Annotated in this window: 13 protein-coding genes; 2 read left to right on the top strand and 11 right to left on the bottom strand. The window is 58.0% G+C overall.

Features of this window, described 5'->3' with window-relative positions; all coding sequences use genetic code 11:
* Positions 1-86: 86 nt before the first annotated feature.
* On the bottom strand, positions 87-650 hold the full coding sequence (locus N6L25_RS12700; RefSeq protein WP_271980900.1) for a cupredoxin domain-containing protein: 564 nt from the start codon (positions 648-650) through the stop codon (positions 87-89).
* 203 nt (positions 651-853) lie between these two features.
* Here N6L25_RS12700 and N6L25_RS12695 point away from each other — a divergent pair, with 203 nt between their 5' ends.
* Together N6L25_RS12695 and N6L25_RS12690 are read left to right on the top strand one after the other, a co-directional pair.
* Positions 854-1522: a response regulator transcription factor gene (locus N6L25_RS12695; RefSeq protein ID WP_271980898.1), complete on the top strand. Its 669-nt coding sequence runs from the start codon at positions 854-856 to the stop codon at positions 1520-1522.
* Positions 1506-2879 (top strand): ATP-binding protein, encoded by a 1374-nt coding sequence (locus tag N6L25_RS12690; RefSeq protein WP_271980896.1) that lies wholly within the window; start codon positions 1506-1508, stop codon positions 2877-2879. Before N6L25_RS12695 ends, N6L25_RS12690 begins: the two co-directional genes overlap by 17 nt.
* A 25-nt stretch (positions 2880-2904) precedes the next feature.
* Here the strand turns inward: N6L25_RS12690 and N6L25_RS12685 are convergent, their stop codons facing one another.
* The 10 genes from N6L25_RS12685 to N6L25_RS12640 form a co-directional block, all read right to left on the bottom strand.
* Positions 2905-3615 (bottom strand): SGNH/GDSL hydrolase family protein, encoded by a 711-nt coding sequence (locus tag N6L25_RS12685; RefSeq protein ID WP_271980894.1) that lies wholly within the window; start codon positions 3613-3615, stop codon positions 2905-2907.
* Positions 3616-3800: 185 nt separating this feature from the next.
* Positions 3801-4850, bottom strand: coding sequence for a chemotaxis-specific protein-glutamate methyltransferase CheB (gene cheB / locus N6L25_RS12680; RefSeq protein WP_271980892.1), 1050 nt, complete (start codon positions 4848-4850; stop codon positions 3801-3803).
* A gap of 9 nt (positions 4851-4859) precedes the next feature.
* The gene (locus tag N6L25_RS12675; protein WP_271980890.1) at positions 4860-7127 is read right to left on the bottom strand and encodes a hybrid sensor histidine kinase/response regulator; all 2268 of its coding nucleotides are present in this window, start codon (positions 7125-7127) and stop codon (positions 4860-4862) included.
* Positions 7128-7260: 133 nt separating this feature from the next.
* Positions 7261-9015 (bottom strand): methyl-accepting chemotaxis protein, encoded by a 1755-nt coding sequence (locus N6L25_RS12670; protein ID WP_271980888.1) that lies wholly within the window; start codon positions 9013-9015, stop codon positions 7261-7263.
* The gene (locus N6L25_RS12665) at positions 9012-9641 is read right to left on the bottom strand and encodes a chemotaxis protein CheW (RefSeq protein ID WP_271980886.1); all 630 of its coding nucleotides are present in this window, start codon (positions 9639-9641) and stop codon (positions 9012-9014) included. The genes N6L25_RS12670 and N6L25_RS12665 overlap by 4 nt, the downstream gene beginning before the upstream one ends.
* Entirely contained in the window at positions 9638-11284 is a 1647-nt protein-coding gene (locus N6L25_RS12660; protein ID WP_271980884.1) for a CheR family methyltransferase, read from the bottom strand. The genes N6L25_RS12665 and N6L25_RS12660 overlap by 4 nt, the downstream gene beginning before the upstream one ends.
* Positions 11256-11726 carry a chemotaxis protein CheW gene (locus N6L25_RS12655; protein ID WP_271980882.1) on the bottom strand — a complete coding sequence of 157 codons (471 nt, stop codon included), beginning with the start codon at positions 11724-11726 and terminating at the stop codon, positions 11256-11258. Before N6L25_RS12655 ends, N6L25_RS12660 begins: the two co-directional genes overlap by 29 nt.
* A 529-nt stretch (positions 11727-12255) precedes the next feature.
* Positions 12256-13794, bottom strand: a complete 1539-nt coding sequence (locus N6L25_RS12650; protein ID WP_271980880.1) for an aldehyde dehydrogenase family protein — start codon at positions 13792-13794, stop codon at positions 12256-12258.
* A gap of 195 nt (positions 13795-13989) precedes the next feature.
* Complete coding sequence (locus N6L25_RS12645; RefSeq protein ID WP_271980878.1) at positions 13990-15729, bottom strand: sensor domain-containing diguanylate cyclase; 1740 nt, start codon at positions 15727-15729, stop codon at positions 13990-13992.
* A gap of 465 nt (positions 15730-16194) precedes the next feature.
* Positions 16195-17826, bottom strand: coding sequence for a GMC oxidoreductase (locus N6L25_RS12640; protein WP_271980876.1), 1632 nt, complete (start codon positions 17824-17826; stop codon positions 16195-16197).
* Positions 17827-17870: the final 44 nt, after the last annotated feature.

The raw sequence follows: 17870 nt of genomic DNA, 5'->3' as shown, positions 1-17870 counted from the left end.
TTCCCAAGCGGGATAGCCCATCCTGGGCTACCCGCACATTACGCTACTTTTTTTAACTACTCCGCATTAATTGCCGAGCAACGGCTTCACTCAGCGCGCGCCTGAGTATCGGCACCGGACTCGTACTGGACATCACCGTACATGCCGGATTGGTAGTGGCCCGGTACATTGCAGGCAAACTCGAGATTCGCCTGTGTGCTGAAGGTCCAGATAATGTCCGCCGATTCACCTGGGGCCAACAACACGCTGTTAGGGTCATCGTGCTCCATGGTGTGACCGTTCCCCATGTCCATCTTCATCATGTCCCGGTTTAGTGTTCCGCCCTGTATGACGCCGTGGTCCACCATCATCAGCATTTCTTCTTGGTGGGCTTCGTGCATGTCGGGTGTGCCAATATTGAATTCGTGCACTAGGCTGCCTTCGTTATGGATGCTGAAACGTACCGTTTCACCAGGCACCACGTTGACGAATTCGGGCTCAAAGTAGTTGTCTTTCATCGACAGCGAGATCGTCCGGCTGACATCGTCGGCGAGGCCAGGCTCACCGATAGGGGTGGCGTGGCCATGGCCGCCACCATGGGTCCCGCCGCCCAGGGCCGTCATCGAGACCGCCATGGTGGCGGCAGCCACAATCAACTTGGAACTTTTCATCTGATACTCTCCTAACGTGCAACCGATGGATAAAACCTGCGTACTTTCCAGACCTTTCAGGCTACAGGATCAAAACGTACCCTAGGGTCTCGCGCCAGCCTGAATTCTTCCTGAAAATCCCGGTAGAATTTATATTCAGATTGAGTTCAGTTTCGTCAGCCACACTCTGATCCCTCTTTGAAACGGACGACAAGGAAATTTCGATGCGGTTATTGCTGGTAGAAGACGATCGATTATTAGTTGACGGACTATCCAGACAACTGGAAAAAGCGGGCTTTAGCGTGGACGTTGCCGGCACCGCCAAAGATGCCGTCTTACTCGGCCAGCAGGAAGACTATCGGGTGGGCGTACTGGATCTGGGGCTGCCGGACGGCAATGGCCTGGAGGTATTGAGTCAGTGGCGGGCACACAGTGCCCTCTTCCCGGTACTCATCCTGACTGCGCGGGGCGAATGGCAAGACAAAGTGAATGGCCTGAAGGCCGGCGCGGACGATTATCTCGCCAAGCCGTTCCAATCCGAAGAACTGATCGCCCGATTGCATGCCATCGTTCGCCGTAGCGAAGGGAGAGTCCAGTCAACGCTCAAGGCCGGCAGGTTTGAACTGGATGAGAATCGCCAAAGCCTTCGACTCGCCGACGGCTCCAGTCATAGCCTGACCGGTACCGAGTTCCGTCTGTTGCGTTGCCTGATGAGTCGGCCGGGCCAGGTTTTCTCGAAAGAGCAGCTGATGGAGCAACTCTATAACCTCAGCGAAAGTCCCAGTGAAAACCTCATAGAAGCCTACATTCGAAGATTGCGTAAACTGGTGGGCCCAGACACGATTGCAACCCGGCGTGGGCAGGGATATACCTTCAATGACGCTCCTGAGTAAAATCAGCTCTGTTCGAAAAGCGCTCCTGCTCCTTCTCTTACCCACCGGCGTTGGCTTGATGGCTCTTGCCTGGTTTGTTCACGGTCTACTGCTTGATCGCATGTCCCGCGATTTTGTCGAGAATCGAATCCAGGATGAGGTCGCTTTCCTTGAGCACCAGATTCGGCAATTCGACGGAAGGATCGAGGAACTTCAGACCGGAGACTACTTCGAGGAGGTGTTTCATCACGCCTTTGTGATTCACACTCCCCAGCAAACGATCCTCTCTCCGGAATCATGGGCACCGGTTCTGGAGCCGCTGGTTCAGTCTGGTCCCCAGGGTGCCATTCGTATCCAGGACTACGATGCCCAAGCCAACCCCGTGGACATCCTCGCCTATCGAAAGGCTTTCCTGGTGGCGGGTCAACCGATCGTCGTCATTGTGTCCGAAGACATGGCTGCGCTTAAGGCCAGCCAGGTGGAATTGCACATCTGGACCGCCATCGTGTCGATTGCGCTTATCCTGCTGCTGGCCGCGGTTATCTGGCTGGGCATTACCCTGGCCATGAAGCCAGTCGCCTCCCTGCGAACCGCACTGCGCAGTTTGCAAGGCGGTGAGATCTCCCGCCTCGATGTCCACGCGCCCGAAGAGTTCCAGCCACTGGTGCTGCAGCTGAACCAGCTTCTGGACTCCCTGGACCAAAGGCTGGCGCGATCCAGGGAGGCCTTGGCCAACCTGTCCCATAGCATCAAGACGCCCATTTCCGCAGTTCGCCAGATACTCGAGGACACCAGTCGGCCGTTGGACATGGAACTACGGCAGGAAATGGCCGCACGGCTTGGCGAGATTGCCAGGCAGCTGGAAGCGGAGATGCGGCGCAGTAAATTTGCCGGGCCCCAAATCGGCAAGAGTGCCTACCCGGTTAAACAGGCGCGAGATCTGCTGTGGATGATGGGGCGGCTTTACCCCGGCAAGTCGTTTGAATTGATGACCGAGCTTACGGACGATTGCCGTTGGCCAGTTGAAGAACACGACCTGAACGAGATCCTGGGCAATCTCCTCGACAACGCCGGCAAGTGGTCTACTCGCTGCGTTGAATTGTGTTTGCAGGCGGGCGAGACGACGCTCAGCATCCAGGTGAGTGATGATGGCCCCGGCGTGGACGATAAGCTGATCAACGATCTTGGCACCCGAGGCTTGCGGCTGGACGAGCAGACACCCGGCCATGGCCTGGGGCTTGCCATTGTGGCCGACATTGTTCAGCGATACGGGGCTACGTTAAGTTTCAGCAACCGCCCATCAAAAGGCCTGGAAGCTATCCTCAAGATACCGACACCCGAACTGCCCGCTAACACCGCACATGCGGGTCGCAGGTAAGCATGTTCGACAATGCCCCGCCCGCTTAACGCGTCCATATCCGCCGTCGAATTGCGCCAGCGGCTTCACTCGCCCACAGCGAATAAGCCTCCTCGCCGGGATGGAACCCATCGGCAGCCATCAGATTGGGATCTATCGGGTAATCCCCCGCCAGCAGGGTGCAGTTATCATGACGGCTCACCCTCTCTGCCAACGCTTGATTCAAATGGCGAGCCCGTCGGCCAAGCCACCAACGCAAGGGCTGTGGTAGAGCGGGAAACGCATGCATAGGAGGGATGGGCGAGAAGAAAACGTGGCGAACGCCAAAGCGGGTTGTAAGACAGGTGTGCAGGCGGTGCAGGTTCTTGTCCCAGGTCTGAAGACTCGTCCTTCCCGTGACATCGTTAACGCCAACGGAAAGCACGGCAACATCAAAGCGTTGTTCCGGCTCAGCCTCCAACAAGGCCAATACCTCGCCGGCATCCCGACCGGTTTGCGCGAGCAGTTTCCAGGCAACGGAAAAGTCTTTACCAAGGTCTTGGGCGAGCCGACCGCTGAGGGCTTCGGACTGATATCGCACGCCCACTCCGGCGGCCGCGGAGTCGCCAAGTACCAACACCTTCAGGGGGGAGCCCTCTCCGCTGAGTCCTTCACGGGGCCCTTTTGCTTCCGGCAGCCTGGGCGTTTTCGCGCGAGTGTAAAGGCCTTGGCCAATCAGCCAGGGACTCAGGGCAAGGGTGGCAAGCATTTCAAGCATGGTTGGCGTTGTTCCGGCGATTCGCAGCATTGCCAATGTACCCCATAGATTGCCGAACATCTATCGCCAGTGCCATGAACCTGGCGCATCTACTCGATGAAACCAGCCGACCCAGATCGCGCAGAGGCGATTCGGAGTTAATCAGAGGCTCCCTAAGCTCCCACCCGCGGTGGCTCAACAAAACGTCAGTCCGAGCAATGACCTGCAGCTTGACCGGATGGGGCATGAGCCAGTTGGTTCAGAACCTGGGCGATCGCCTCTGGAGGCAAACTGCGAGAGGCCGCATGGGCCTTCATCGCCTCACCTGGCATGCCGTTGACCACGGCAGATTCGGCATCCTGCGCCAGCGTCAGCGCGCCCAATTTTTTTAGTTCCAGCATCTCGCTAACGCCGTCGTTACCCATTCCCGACAGCAGAATGGCCAGGGCTTGCCCGCCCAAATTCCGCCCGACACTTTCAAACAAGGACGCTGCCGAAGGGCACAGGTTACCAACCCCCTTTTGCTGTACGAGCCGTATGTGCAAGCCGTCATCAATAGCCATATCGACCCCATCCGGGGCCACATACACGTTGCCAGCATTGGCGCGGGTGCCGTTCTGCGCAATTTGAACGTTCAGGTTGGAGTCGCCGTTTAACCATTCGCAAAAACCAGGTAAAAATCCCGGCGTGATGTGTTGGACGACCAGTATCGGCCAGGGGCATGACGGCTCCAGGGCCGCCAACATGGCTTTCAGGGCTGCCGGCCCCCCCGTGGAGGCGCCAATAGCCACCAGTTTGGGGGCCCAGTTGCGTTCGGGCTCTGGAGATGGTGCAGACGAAAACCGCTCGACACGGCGCACCAGCTTGAGTTCGGCGACGTTCCGCACGGTCTTTATCAGGTTGGCGGCATCCTTTTCGAAGTTGGAATCCACCATCCCCATGGGTTTCTCGACCACGGTAACCGCCCCCGCATCCAGTAACCGCAGGGCAAAGGCACTGTCGCTGATGTTGTAGCTGCCGGTAACCACGACAATGGGAATCGGGTCGCTCTCCATGATTCTGCGGGTACACTCGAACCCATCCATCTTCGGTAAATGCACATCCATGGTAATGACGTCTGGCCGTTGCTGTTGAATGAGGCTTAGGGCCTCCTCACCATCGGTCGCCTCGCCAATGACCTCCATGCCGCCCTGCTCTAAGATGTAACGCAAGAGCTGTCTCACCACGATGGAATCTTCCACTATCAGTACTTTCATAGGGCCCCCTCAAAGGAGTCGACGAATAACATCCAATAGGTTCGACTGATCAAAGCCACTTTTGACGATGTAAGCATTGGCACCGGCCTCAAGCCCACGCTCCCGGTCTTCCGGACTTTGCAGCGCCGTCACCAAAACGACGGGTAACTGTCTCAGATTCAGGTCGTTGCGTATGCGCTGGGTCAGGGCAAAGCCGTCCATACGTGGCATTTCGATGTCCGACACCAGCAGCTCAAACTCACTTTGCTTGAGCAGGTTCCAGCCTTCCATGCCATCGACTGCCGTGGTGACTTCATAGCCCACGCTCTCCAGAATGGTCTTCAGCAGGCCACGGGAGGTGACCGAGTCTTCAGCCACCAGAATCCGGGGCTTAGTTAGCAGATCCTCTTTGCTTGCCTCTCGTAAAGGCGCTGCCTGAGTACGACGGCAACTTTCAAAGAGATCCTGAGGATGCAGCAGTGGTACGATTTCGCCATTCCCCAGCAAGGTGGCCCCCAGTACGTTGCACACCCGCTTCAGTTGTCGTCCCAGGGGCTTGATGGTAATTTCCTGGTCATCCAGCACCTCGTCCACCAATAAGGCGAAGGTATTACCACCGACCTTGAGTACGACCAGCTGCGCCCAGGTTTCCGCTGTAATCGAAGTCTCCCACGGCAAGTCCAACACCTCCGCCAGCCGCCATAGGGGCAGTACCTGGCCATCCAGGCTGAGTGACAGGCGATTCTCCATGGTTGTCAGTTCCTCGAGTGGAACCCGCAAGACCTTAACCACGACCTGCGCCGGTACGGCTAGCACGGTTTCCGTTACTTTCACCAGCAGAGCGCGGTAGGTTGCCATTGTGGTCGGAAGGCGTATCAGGAACGTAGTGCCTTCGCCGGGCTGCGACTCGATCCTGATCTCGCCGCCCAGGCGTTCCACCTTCTCCTGGACAATGGCCAAGCCCAACCCACGTCCCGAAAGGTCAGTGATCATCGCGCTGGTGGAAAATCCGGAGCTGAACACCAACTGATAAACCCGTTCCTCACTCCAGGTTTTCAGTTCTTCAGCGCTCACCAGGCCGCGCTCCAGCGCCTCTTGTGCCAGAGCGGCGCTGTCCATGCCGCGGCCATCGTCCTGGATTAGCAGTTCGAACTTGTCCCCCACTTCGTGGCTGAACGTCACCTTCAAACTGCCAGCGCTTGCCTTGCCCCTCTCCTGGCGCTGTTGGGGAGGTTCCAGGCCATGGTCGATAGCATTACGAATCAGGTGCTGTAACGGGCTTCGCAACTCATCCAATACTCGTTTATCAACCTGCAGGTCATCGCCCGTTACCTCAAGCCGAACTTCCTTGCCGGAATCGTCAGCGATGTCCTGCACCATCGCGGGGATTCCTTCGGTCAGCACCCCGCAGGGAAGAATCAGGGTATGCTGCATCTCCTGACGCATCAGATCGGCCAATGAGACCAACTCCCGTGCAAACTGATCAGAACCAGCGGCCCAATACCCCAGGCGAAACTCCCATTGCCCCAGAAAGTCGCCAGACCAATCCAGCTGATCCAACAAGGTCTGTAACTGGCTCTGCGTCGATTCATTGAACTCGCCCAGTCGGCCCTTCAGCTGCCGGGCGGCCGTGCCCACATCGTGCCGGTTGCGGCGCCAAACCTGGAACTCTCTGGCGGCGTCACGGGCAGCTTGGGCATGTTCCAGTGCATAGAGCTTAAGCTGCTGCAGCGCTTCGACGTTGAACAGCAAGTTGTCGAGACGCTGGACATTTACTTTCAAGTGCCTGCTTGGGCCTGTATCGGGTGGCGTCAGGGAGGTTGCATTGCCAGCGTCCGCCTCAGACGCGGATTCCATCACACCGCCGTCTCGCAGTTCTGATCCGCTGGCCTCATCGGAGGGCTCTCCCTGCGCCGCAACTTCGAAGGCCTCCCCCAGTCGTACTACCGATTCCGGGACCGCTGCGTCCTCGTCCTCCACCAGCTGTTGCATGACCTTACGGGCTTTGCGGCTTAAGGACCAATGTTCCGCGGTTGGCAGCAGTTGCTTATGCTTCAAGGCCGACAGCAAGCTCTCCCATTGCTGGCAAAACTGTTCAACCTGCTTTAACGATACGGCGCGCGCCGCCCCTTTCAGGCTGTGTACCTCACGGAAAATACGTTCGATCACCGCGGCCTCATCGACCGGCGATTGTTGAATCATAGCCAGGGCGTCTGCCAGCATCTGCAGTCGTTCCATGGCCTCTTCGCGGAACGCCTGCCTGAGGCGTTGCTGTAATTCGTCGTTACTGTTGGCCATGGTGATCCATTGCTCTGTCGTACTTATCCATTCAAAATGACGCAGGCTGAGCGCTCCGCCGCTGTTCCCAGCCGCCAATCAGTCGGCCAACCCTGGGCCCACATTCATCAGATGTCACTTAGAGGCCGGCAATTCACGTCTTGAACTGGGCGACACGCTCCTTCAACCGCTGCCCCAACTCATGCAGGTTCCTGGCAGCCTGTTCCGATTGCCTGGTGCCTTGCACATTGTCTTGACTGGCTTGCTTGATGCTTCCCATGGCCACGGCGATCTGGTCCATGCCAACCAGTTGCTGTTGTGACGACGAGGCAATCTGCAGGGCAGCCCCGGAGGAATCGTCAATGCTCTCTGCCAGCGTACGAATGGTTTCTCCCGACTCCTTGATCTGCTGAAAACCGCCTTCCACCGCCTTGTCACTTTGCTCCACCACCATCACCGCGCTGTTCATTGCTTTCTGGATGTCCATCAGAATGGTACGAACCTGGGCCGTGGCCTGCCTGGATTGCGCCGCCAGAGTCTTGACCTCCTGGGCGACCACAGAAAACCCCTTACCGTGTTCCCCGGCCTTGACCGCCTCGATGGACGCATTCACCCCCAACATGTTGGTCTGTTCGGCCAGGTCGCTGACGCTGGCGACAATGTCCCCAATGGCCTGGCTCTGCTCGCTCAGGCGCACAATGCTGTCGGCCACCGCCTGCATCTGCTCGCGGATTTCCGCCATGGACTGAATGAAAGTTTCCACCGATCGACGCCCCTCCTGGGACACCTTGACGGTGCGCTGCGCGGCTTCTGTCACGTGCTTTGCTTTTTGGCTCGCCAGGCTGGCGGTCTGTTTGACCTCTTCCACCGTGGTGGTGATTTCGCTGATGGAGGTTGCGGTTTCCTGGGCGCTGGAGGACACCTGACTGGTGGAAGAGAGGATCTCCTGGCTGGAGGTTGCGAGCACCGAGGTGCCCTCCTGCAACTCGGCCGCCAGTTGCTGCAGGTTGGCGACCATGGTGGCGAAGGTTTTACCCAACACGTCCTGATCCGAGCGGGGCGTGACAACCACCGTCAGGTCGCCCTGGGCGATCAGCTCAGCCTTTTCCGCCAGATCCCGCAGGTAATTGCCCATTCTCGCGAAGGCCAGACTCAGGTAACCGACCTCGTCCCGCCGCTGCTCCAGCGACGACTCCGCCATCAAGTCGCCGGTGGCGATTCTGTCCGCCCACTGCGTGAGTTGCCCCAACGGTTGGGCGATGGCGCGGGTAGTCAGCCAAATCAGCATCGCAATCAGGGCGAGAGAGCCCGTTCCCGCTGCCAGGGTCGCCTGACGCTGGCGGTCGATCAGGTTCAGATTGGCCAGCAACAACTCATTCATTTCGGCTTCGATTCGTTTCGTACCCAGCTTGCTCAAGTCACGGAATTGGTAGATTTGTTGGCGGGTGTCCAACAGCAACCTGTGGGCTTCGGAGTAGTTCCCGGTCTTGATCAGTTGGATCACGTGCCCGTTCTGGGTGTGAAGCTGATCCAGGACCCGCTCCATCTCGGAGACGATTTGGAGGGTCTCCACGTTGTCGTGGTTTAGTCTCCTCAATCTATCTATGTGCTGCTGTTTCTTTTGGACAATCTCTCGTATTTCGTCTTCCTTAACCACCTCACCCGTGGGCTCCTGATCCTGCACCAGACTGGCCGCCAACAGAATGGCACGGGCCGTGTTGATGTCGATTCGCAGGTCCTTGATGGTGGCAAAGCTCGCAAGATGTTCTTCTGTCAGACGTTGTTGCGATTCCTGCAGCGAAACCATCCCCCGCTGCGCCATCAGCATTACCGCGACGAACAACACCAGCAGCAAGCCAAACGCAAGCCCCAGCTTGGTGGCCGTTTTCAGATTAAAATAGGCTTTCATAGCCTGTCCTCCACCACCAGATGTGGGTCCGTCAGTAATCGTTGTCCATCCAGGAGAATCCTCTGGTCAGCCGTGACGCCGAGCAGATAATCTGCGCGAATCCCCTGCAAATGGGCTGGCGGCTCCAGCACCTTGCACTCCGGGAACACGCTGCTGCCCTGGATGCGGTCGGTCAGTAACCCGAACTCCATGTGCTTGTCAGCGATCACCATCACGCTGTTCAAATCGGACAGCCCCTTAAATGGGAGCTCGAAGAAACGCCGCAGGTCCAGCACTGACACCATCCGCCCACGCACATTCACAATGCCCAGTATGTGGTCTGGTGTGCAGGGTATGCTGGCCAGTTGTCTCAGCGGCACAACTTCATCGACATAACGGGTCTCGATACCGTAGGTTTCCTGGGAGAGTTCAAACAACTGCAGATCCAGAGTCGAACCTGCCTCCATCGGAGGCTCTGGCCTGGCCAGTTTCTCTGCCCGCTGCCGCAACCGCTGTTCCACCTCAGCCGGGGCCGGCTCGAACTCGGCAACCAACCGCGACTCCATCTCAGCCAGACGGCGTTTGATGGCTGCCCAGTGCTGAGTGGCCCTTGATTCGGTTTCCTGGGGTAGCTTGTCGTTGTTCATAGTACGGTTCCTTTTACGGTTCCAAGCTCCCTATCGACTCCCTCATTTTCCAACTCAGCCAGGACCGTCGTTGCCAGCTGACTGAGGTCCGAAACACTCATCCCTTCGCCTTCCATTACCGGTTCCCCTTGCGCCATGTGCGTGAGCAAGTCCAAACAGTTGCGCAGATTTCGCCTGGCTCCACGGTGATCTTGTAGCCGCTTGAATATCAGGCCGCTGAGATAATGAGCCAATACGAAATCCGGTTGCAGGTAGAGTGCTTTGGCCAGCTCGTCCCGAGCCCCTTCGAGCCGATTACGCTCCAATAGGATCGTTGCCAGCACCCAGTAACTGGAGGCTTGCAGACGGTCTAGCTGAATGGCCTGGCGTGCCCAGTATTCGGCCTCGTCCAGTTGCCTTAGGTTTGCCAAGATACGCGCGTAGAGGCTTGCGCCTTCGGCTTCCTGTCGTCGCGTAAGGCCGCCCTGCTTCAAATAACGCCCAGTCAGTGACAAGGCTTCGGAGTAATTACCCTCGGCCAGCGCCTGACTGGCCCTCGCCCACCCGTTTTCGTCTACGGATCGACCTGTCTGCGACCCAGGCTGGGTATTTCCGAGACGCCCGCTCTGGAATGGCGTTAACTGTGCAAGCTCCAAAGGCTCAGGCGACGGGGCGCCGCCCCCCACCGCTAGCACTGATTCCGTCGATTCTGAATCGAGTGCATTGGCTGTCTCCGGGTCAACGCCGCTACTGGGAGATTGCGCCGATATGGCAAGGGCTCCGGGCCAGCTCTGAGTCTTCAGCCCGGCAGCTTGGCTGTAGCCGCCATCCACCGCCCCGACCAACAGGATTCCTTCATCGGAAAGGCATTGGATCAGGCGTCCGAGTACCGCAATTGCCTGAGCGGGCGAGAAATACATCAGGACGTTGCGGCACATGATGACATCGATGTTCGCCAGCCCCCGGGTCGCATCCGGGTAAAACGCCGCCGCCAGATTCAGTTCAAAAAAGCGAATACGGTTTCCGATGTTTCTTCGTATACGCCAGAACCGGGCTTCGGCAGACTTGGCCGCAACCACTCCCGCTGGTTCAGGCTGAAAGTAACGGCTAGTGAGGTCGCTGGCCGCGCTCCTGAAGGACCAGGCGCCGTAGACGCCCTCCTGAGCTTTCTTGAGTGATTGGCGGCTTAGATCGGTGCCGAGGATGTTGATCTGCCAGGAATCGGCATCATCCAGCAGGTCGTCCACCAGCATGGCCAGGCTGTAGGCTTCCTCTCCGGTAGCACAGCCGGCACTCCATAGGCTCAGGTACTTTGCCCCGGCCGACTTGCGACGGTCGATTAACGGCTGCAGGACCTGATCTTTCAGCTGTTCGAAACAGGCCGGGTCTCGAAAGAAGTAGGTTTCGCCAACCGTCAGGGCGTCCGCCAGCCGGTTCTCAAGTCGACTGTCGCCCGGCGAAGACAACAGATCCCGGACCAGGTGTCGGGTATCCTCATAGCCCAACTCAACAGCCAGTAATGCCAGGTGCCGGTCCAGGTCGTGCCAATTGGGTGGTGGGAAGTGCAACCCCAATCGATGGTCGATCCAGCGTTGGCACTCCGCCAAGACCGTGGCGTCAAGACTCGTCGGGCGGTCAGCAATTCGATTGACGGTCGACTGCATGTGCCAGCGCCTCCCTTTCCGGTAGCTCCAACAGCCCTGTCAAGTCCTGGATCAACATCACTCCATCGGGCAAACGGACAAGCCCCTTGAGCAAGGGTGCCGGTTCTGGAACATCCGTTGCCGGAGCAATAGCGTCCGGCAAATAGCCCTGGACGGTTTGTACTGTGTCAACGGGTAACAGCAAGTCATAGCCCGCCGCCGTGACCCAGATTAGTCGGTCTTCTATTTCCAGGCTTTTCTTCGGCAGGCCCAGTCGTGCCCGTAAATCAACAACTGCGAGTAGCTGTCCCGCTACATTAACGACTCCCTTAACGATACTCGGAGAAGCCGGAAGTGGGCTGATTGCCACCGCCCTCAGTACGCGACACACGTCCTGCAACTCCAGTGCATATCGCATATCCCCCAGCCCGAATTCCAATAAGTACTGTTCGGACTCCGCCATGCCAACCTCCCTGTTACTCCCCTCGATAGCCAATTGGATGCCCGTAGAGCCGCCTGCATGCCCCGGTATTCCACGACCTCAAACGACCAGGACCTCCCTGTGCCTTCGGGGAAATCATCAGGCATCGGTCGCTGAGTTAGATCGTTGTTTTACGGAATTCAAGGTGTGTCGCATGAATACGTCCCTTTATCGCAGCTAATCGCTGCGTATTCCCTTAGCGCCTGCACATGCTGTGCCCGACTTCTTGGCACGTTCAGCGTCGCTATAGGTGTGGCCCATCCCGCCACTGCGTATTTGGTTGGATTAGCATTAATTAGTAGTTGCTTTTCAAGCAACGCGCAAACCCTCGTCAGGGGGAATGGGTCTTTTCAGAACATCTTGCGGGTAACGCGGTGATCCCTGTTTGGGCAGTAAAAATGGGCTAGGCAGCCACTGAATAATGGGAGAAGGGAATCGACAGGAACGCCGTACCTTCCGGATCAATGACTGATCCGGAAGGTACGGCTGGCAGGCTCAGGCTACAGGGAGGTTACAAATACATCTTCTTGACCATCACAGGTACAACCTTCCCGGCCGCCCGCAGAAAATCGGCGCCAGAACTGGGTGCAACCATGCGCATGGCGTTACGAATCGCCTGGTAGCTTTCCTGGTCCTGTGGGTACCACCAAAGGTTGCGCTTGGCTCGCAACCAGTCCCAGTTCACGGCTTTGGCCTTGGTCATTTCCAGCAGGCCTTCCGGCCCGTGGGTGCGGCCGATGCCGGATTCGCCCGGTCCGCCCCAAGGCAGATCGGACATGCCGTGGGTATAGAGATGGTCGTTGATGGCAACCACGCCACCCTTGACCCGATTCGCCAGACGCTTGCCCCGCTTGGTGTTGCGAGTCCAGATGGATGCGGTGAGCGCCATGGTGCAATCATTGGCCAGGGCAACGGCCTCATCTTCGGTTTTGAACGGCATCACAGGAATGATGGGGCCGAAGGTTTCCTCCCGCATCAACAGCATGTCGTGATGCACATCGGTAACCAGCGTCGCGGGATGGAATTCACCGTCCTGGTCACCTACCCCCTGGGATTCCGCCACTACCTTAGCGCCGTTGGCCAGCGCATCCGCCAGGTGCTGGGCCACCGTCTGGCGTTGCTTGGCCGTGGTCATGGAACCAATGTCCACGGCCATTTGGTCGCAGGGCACACCGTGACGCAGTTGGCGGGTTTTTTCCGCCAGCAGGTCGACAAACTTCCGGTAGACGGATTCGTGCACGTAGATGCGCTCAACACCGCCACAGGACTGGCCAGCATTCTGGTAGCCGGCCCAGGCAGCCCCGTTGGCGGCCCGTTCCAGGTCGGCGTCTTCGAGCACGATCATCGGGTCTTTGCCCCCCAACTCCAGTGATACCGGGGTCAGCGATTCGGCCGCTTGCGCCATCAACTGCTTGCCCGCTGGCACGGAGCCGGTGAAGAACAGCTTGTCGATGCCATTTTCGAACATGGCGCTGGACACCTTGCCGCCGGAGCCAACGATGTGGCTGAACAGACCTTCTGGCAGCTCGCCGGCAGCGACAATCTGCTCAATGGCCTGGCCCACCAAAGGGGTTGCCGCGGCGACTTTGAGGAGGACGGCGTTGCCCGCCATCAGGCCCATCACAATCTCACCAAACGGAATCGACAGCGGGTAGTTCCAGGGGCTGATGATACCGACTACCCCAAGCGGCTCGTATCGGATTTCAGAGCGCTTACCGACCCACAGCAGGCTCGAGGGCTCCCGACGCTCGGGTCGCAGAACCTTTTCGGCATTCTTTCCATACCAGCTGCACGCCATCAGGCATGGCAGAACCTCGGTGGCAAGCGCATCCAGGCGGGTCTTACCGTTGCCTTCACTGACAATCTTGGCCAACTCATCGGCGTTATCACGAATATAGTCGCGCATTTTCAGAATGTGCCGCCGGCGCTCGGAGAACGATTTGTCCGCCCATACACGCTGCGCTTCTCGAGCCTGCTCGAAGATCGCTGGAATCAGCTCCAGCGGGGTATTCGTGACCGCACCTAACTGAGCGCCGGTAGCTGGGTTCATCGCGGGCGTTTCCCCGCCAGGAGTAACGGAAGCAACAGAATTCATGGTTTGGATCCTCGCCTGGAATTTTTATGGACGGATACTGAGAATGCTAGCCTTAGCGTACGTGCCATGATTTAGCGCTGCATTGGCACTAGAAACCGTAAAAAGGCGCCAGCGAGCCCACTGGTATCGCCCGCGGTGCGAAGCCGAGACTTAGGTTCCTTCCTGAAATTCGTTAACAGGTACCACGCGACCATCACTCAAATAGATCATGACCCGGTTCCGGCCCTGCTCCTTGGCCTGGTAAAGAGCCTGATCGGCGCGTGTCATCAGGGTGTTGGCATCCGGTTCTGAGTCATCCATAAAGGCGATGCCAAAACTGCAGGAGATTGTAAATTCGGCGCCATCGCTGCGGAATTTCATGGCAGATATGTCGGCCCTGAGCCGCTCCAGAAAGGTGAGTGCGGAAGCTTTGTTGCATTCTGGCAGCACCAGGCAAAATTCCTCGCCGCCGATACGGGCCACCACATCCGTTTCCCGAATCTCCGCGGCCAGGAAATGCGCGATGCCCTTGAGCACTTCGTCCCCGGTGAGATGCCCATGAGCGTCGTTGACTGCCTTGAACAGGTCGATGTCCATCATCACCAGCGCCAGGGAGCCATCGTAGCGATGCGCCCGGCTCAGTTCCTGATCAAGTCGGTCACTGAAATAACGGCGATTGTGCAGGCCGGTCAGCGGGTCCAGGGTTGCCAGCAATTCCAGTTGCCGGTTCACAAGGTTTAATTCCTGTGTACGCTCTTCTACCTTCTGTTGCAGGTTTTCGTTGAGATCTTTTAGGGCCAGAATCATGTAGCTGAAGTTCTTGCTCAATTCCTTGACTTCTTGCCAGCCACCGGCCCGTGGCGGTTGCTCGAATCGGCCACTGGCAACCTTGGAGGTATGGGCCCTGAGTTTTTCAATCGGACCGGCAATGTAGATCGAAAGCAGGATGCCGGCCAATATAGCCACGAACACAATGACAAACTCGGACAGGTAGATATATACCCTGTTTTGATTCACCAGTCGGTTCACTTCCTCCTCATTCATCTTGGCCACCAGGCCCCAATCCAGATCCGCAATGTAGCGGGTGGAGGCAAGTACCGGAGTCTCCCGGTAATCGGGGGCGTTTCTCATGATGACTTCGTTGCCCAATAAGGCCTGGGTGACGGGCACATCCAGCCGGTCCTTGGCGACCCGACGCTTAAAGGCGGCTTGCGGGTCGTACTTGAGGGGAATGGCGAATTGGGCGTCTCCGCTCTCATGCCGGATGGTAAACAGCCACTCCCCTGTTGCTCCCAACCCGGTGCGATCACGAACCAGATCGGCTAGAAATTCGGTATAAAAGGCAAGCCGAACGTAGCCAATGCGCCGATTTTCCAATATCAGGGGCGCAATACTGATCAGCAGTACCTGATCCTGTTCTGGTTCTAACCGCAAAAGGGCCGTTTTTAACCGCTGCGGAGAAGCGCCCCTTCCGACTAAGAAACCCGCTGAGAATTGCCTTGAGATGTCGGCTGAAAGCTGGGTTAGGGGCGGTGAGAGTTCCGTGCTTGAGGCAACCAGCCGGCCCTGGGAGTCAAACACGCCGACCCCCTTGAGATGACGCAAGCCGTTTCTGGCATCATTCAGAATACGCTGGATTACCTCTATTTCCTTCGAGTCCCCGGACTCCAGCCACCGGGCTAGGCTTAGGCGCATTTGAGTTCGACTGGCCACCAGGGCGGTGTTGTCTTCGACCCGCTCGACAATATCCAGCACCCTTTTTTTGGCAATCAGTGACAACGAGCCCAGGTGCTCCTCCACCTGCCTGCGGTAGTGTTCTCCGGTGTAGTGATTCAAGGATTGTAGCCCAACAAATAATGGCACACCCGCGATAACGACAAACACTACTATCAGCAAATTCTTTAGCTTCATAACCACGGCTCTCCAACCCAAGGTCGAATAACCAGGCTCACCCCGCTGGTTTTCCTTAAGTTGAGAGATGCGGCATCCGTGAGTGGCTGAAGCGGCGTGCCTCAGAGGCCTTCTATGACCGATTTTGAACGATCTCACTGCCTCCTTGGCTAGGGTAAATTGGGAGAGAATATTGGCAGTCCACTCCCGCCAGCCCTTACTACTCATACTAGATGCCAATGCCAGGATTTGCAGCCTGGAGCGCACATTGGCTGTCCTATCCAGAGCCACACTGTAATGTGGGTTGCCCGTCGGCGACTCCAAACGCCAGGAAGGAAATCGTGCTCTGAGCGCCGGGTTTTCCCCTCTCGTATGCTGCCGATGGCCAGCGGGCAATGGAACACCCGCGGCACACCGGCAAGATCGTGCTCAGCGTCGAGCAGCCTGAAAGGGCTCCAGCGGGGCCTGGCTAGCCCAGGGGGGGGGCTACGCTTCCTCGACCTCTTGCTTCGGCGGGATGAACGACATGGCCCGCTCCGCCAGCGCGGTAATGGTGAGGCTCGGATTCACCCCCAGGTTGGCCGACAGCATGGAACCGTCCACCACGTAAAGGTTGTGGTAGTTGAACACCCGGTTCTGGGCATCGATCACCCCGTGCTCGGGCGTTTCTGCCATCGCGCAGCCGCCCATGCAATGCGCGGTCATGGGCACATTAAAAAGAATCTCGCTCAGCGAACTCATGCCAACACCGCCGGTGGCTGCGGCAGCCTTTTCGGTGAACGCATTGGCTTCGGGAATGTAGGTTGGAATCCGCTCGCCGTGGGTGGTTAGCGTCTTACCAAACGGCCAGTACCAGGGCCGCTTCCAACGCATGTTGATGTGCCCGTCCAGCGTTTGCATCACCAGGAAGATGACGGTTTCCGAAGAAAAGTGGTACGGCAGCACGCTGCGCAGCCCGGCCAGGGGGCGGCTAATCAACAGCTTAAGCAACGCCCACAACCACACCAGAACCCGGGTTGGCCCCGGACGCCCGTTGGTGAGCACCGTCAGCAAGCTGCTGAGCAGGTTGGAGCCTTTGGGGTAACGTACCGCCTCGATGTGAGTATGATCGTCGATGTAGATGCCGGAGCCGATGGCCACACCGGTAGAGAGATCTTCTGAACTGCCGGGATAGCGCACCCCGAGAATCGACTCAGAATTGGTGCGAACGCGGTTGCCCAGGTCGTCGGAGATATTGGGCAACGAGCCGCCCTGCTTCAGGCGGAACAACAGTTCCTGGGTACCCAGCGAAGACGCCGAAAAGACCACGCTGCGAGCAGTGATGCGGGTATGCTGGGGAGACCAGCGGGCAAAAGTCGGCACCGTCACCACCTCGTAACCGTCAGCGCCGTCGTCCTGTCCGTTGATTGGGCGAACATCCACCACCTGGGTCTCGGCCCGAACTTCCGCGCCGAGCTTTTCCGCCAGATACAGGTAATTCTTGTCCAGGGTGTTTTTAGCGTTGTAACGGCAACCCACCATGCAGCCGCCACAGCCGATGCAGGAGTTGCGTGCCGGCCCCTCGCCATCGAAATAGGGATCCGGGTACTCGGTACCCGGTTTGTCGTCGTCCTCACCGAAGAACACTCCCACTTGGGTGTAATAGAAGCTGTCTTCCACACCCGAGACCCTGGCCATTTCCTGCAGCTTGGCATCCGCTGGGCCTGGCCGCCGGTTCTCGGTCACCCCGAGCATGCGTTGCGCGGTGTCGTAATGCTGGGGCATTACCGACTCCCAGTCATCGAGACCCGCCCAGTTGCCATCCCGCCAGACCGAATCGGGGGGAACCAGCAGGGTCTGGGCGTAGGTGATCGAACCGCCACCAACGGCGTTACCATGAAGAATCATGACATGACGGAAAAGCCGCAGGCTGAGAAACCCCTTCAGGCCAAGAAACGGGCGCCAGAGGTAGTCCCAGGCTTTCCAATTGGTTGTGGGCAGATTATCGGCGCTCCATCGACGCCCCTGCTCCACTACCAACACGCGATAGCCTTTCTGGCTCAACCGGTAGGCCGATACGCTGCCGCCAAAACCAGAGCCGACAATCACATAGTCATAATCGAATTCACCCGCTGCCATGGCACTCCCTTCCCGTTGTTATTGGTCACTTGATCAATGTGCTC

The organism is Marinobacter sp. SS21 (genome assembly GCF_028369065.1).
Classification (GTDB): Bacteria; Pseudomonadota; Gammaproteobacteria; order Pseudomonadales; family Oleiphilaceae; genus Marinobacter.
This window is presented reverse-complemented; position numbering and strand designations above follow the sequence as displayed.